The organism is Bacteroidota bacterium (assembly GCA_034723125.1).
Classification (GTDB): Bacteria; Bacteroidota; Bacteroidia; order CAILMK01; family JAAYUY01; genus JAYEOP01.
This window is the reverse complement of the sequence record JAYEOP010000398.1, coordinates 1-2,299: the sequence shown is the minus strand read 5'-3', so window position 1 is coordinate 2,299 and position 2,299 is coordinate 1. Positions and strand designations below refer to the sequence as shown.

Below are 2,299 nucleotides of genomic sequence, written 5' to 3'. Positions count from 1 at the left end.
CTTGTGTTACAGAGAGAAAAAAAATTTAAAATTTTTCGGTTTTTTTCAAAAAGCATTTTAATAATGAGCAAATATATGTAAAAATAATTGGCAAATCCAAATTTATTTTAAAATTGTTCAATTACTTATTAGTACAATTAAAGTGTAAAAGGTAACGGAAAAAAGTAGATTTTTTTTAAAAAGGCTGTTTTGGGGGTTTGATGCTTTGGTTGATTGAATGAAGAATTGGAATGATTTCCGATCTGGGATTATTATTAATCAGCTAACAGCCAGTAACAAAAAAATATTGAACTTAAGAGTAAGTTTTTTCAAATTTCTAATCTCAATTTCCCATTTTTCTTTAATAATGCAAAGAAATCATCTGACCATCAAAAGCATCAAAAAGTAATTTATATCCGGAATCTTTTTGTAGCAATTTATGTTTCCCTGATTTTAAAGAAATTTTCTTTGGTTTTTCAAAAAGATTGAGTGTTAACTTTTCAATTTTTACATTTTCAGTTGCAGAAACATAGATTTTTATTCCGTTTTTACTTTCCTTAATTTCAAAAGTCATTGAGTACAATTTATTCCAATAATCAGCTACTTCGTCAAGGGAAGTAATCCATGTATTGTCTTCTTTAACTTTTGTTATCAATGATTTCAAAGCTTGAATTGTTGTATCGTTATAGGCAACATAAGCTGGATGTCCCAGAAATATCATTAATCCATTGTATGGTTTAACGGCATATTCCCAATAGTTGAGCAGGTATTTTTCAAATAGTTGAGCATCTTTTTTTTGTTCTTGAGGTAAATAATTTTCCGATTCTAAAATGGATTTATAAAAATAATAGTCATCATGATAAGTTGGGGATAATTCAAGAATTTTAGTGATTTTATAATACTGATTGTTTGAAATTGGAATATTATAAGGAAAAACACTTCCGTTAAAAAATTCAATATTGTCAGCACCAATGCTTGATTCGTATTTGTAATTTAATTCATCTAAAGCAAGTAATCCCCAAAATCCCTGACGTGTATAGGGGAAGCGAAATCCTGAAAATTTTATTCCCCAAGCATTTTCATTTTTTAAAATATCATTTTTGGATTTTGGATAAAGATTATTTTGATAATTAATTTTACCAAAACCATTTGATTGAAGTTTACATTTATTAGAAAGTAATAATTTTTTTATTTCGCTATTTGTGTCATTGTTAACAAAATACACGGCTTCAACCTTTTCACTTTCAAAAAGATTGCAAATTCGTTGATATTCCGTAAATTTACCTGAAGCATTAAAACTTGCACAAAATGCATAATCAAATCCATTTGGCCATGGGTTGAGGCTAATTTTATAATTATGCTTATTGTAAAATTCTTTTAAAACGTATTCGTAAAAACTTTGAATTTGTGAGGCACTCCAGTATCCACCATTATTTGCAGGGTGTAAAAAATATGATGATGGAAAAAGAAAAGAAATACCTTTGTTGTAATTGTTTTGAATTATTGCAGGATATTGTTTGTTGCCGTTTTTCCATATTGCTAATTCCGTTAATTCTTGTGAATAAACTGAATCAATAATTAGTGTCCAAATATCGTTCTCTGATTTTGTTTTGAAATTTCCTTTTAAGTTATTGTTGATTTTACCTTCAATTTTAAAATCTTTCATGTTTTTTTCTTCCAAAGAAACTCCAAAACATTTTCCTAATCCCCAGTTTTGGGGTGTTAATTTCCCGTAAAGACTAATTCTGTCTGTTCCATCTATTTTATTTCTGCCAATATTATCTCCTGCTATAAGTACACCCCCATTGCTTACAAAATTTTTAATATTATTAATTTCAAAATCAGACATAAAAGTAAGAGAATAAAGCATGTCTGCATCATGGTAATCTATAGCGGTTAATAAAATAAGAAAATTATAATCCTTGAGTTTTTTTTCATCTTGTAAAATATCACGTGTTGCGAGTTCTACAATTGCACCATTTTTATTTAAAGATTGAATGGCAACGATTATTCCTTCGGCTACTTTGCCATTTCCTTCCGACCCGCTTGTAACAATTAGTACTTTAGGAAGCTGATATGTAGCCCCTTTGTTGATAATATTTTTTGTCTTTTCATTTGTACATTGAAGAAGAAATAATGTTAATATTATTATAAATAGTGCTTTCATTTTTCTCATTTCTGTAATCATTTTTAGTTCTATGTCAAATACTGTGGGTAATCAAATTTGCCACAGACTTCGTCTGTCGAAGACATGCAAAAAGTAAAGACTACGTCTGTCAAAGACAGATTCACAGATTACAAAATTACTCTTTTTGTAATT

1 protein-coding gene is annotated in these 2,299 nt (G+C 28.4%); it reads right to left on the bottom strand.

Features of this window, described 5'->3' with window-relative positions; all coding sequences use genetic code 11:
- Positions 1–340 precede the first annotated feature (340 nt).
- Positions 341–2,146 (bottom strand): hypothetical protein, encoded by a 1,806-nt coding sequence (locus U9R42_10705; GenBank protein ID MEA3496494.1) that lies wholly within the window; start codon positions 2,144–2,146, stop codon positions 341–343.
- Positions 2,147–2,299: the final 153 nt, after the last annotated feature.

Bases quoted from the DNA above. Each gene is read 5' to 3' on its own strand.
- U9R42_10705 (MEA3496494.1), bottom strand. From the start codon at position 2,146: ATGAAAGCACTATTTATAATAATATTAACATTATTTCTTCTTCAATGT.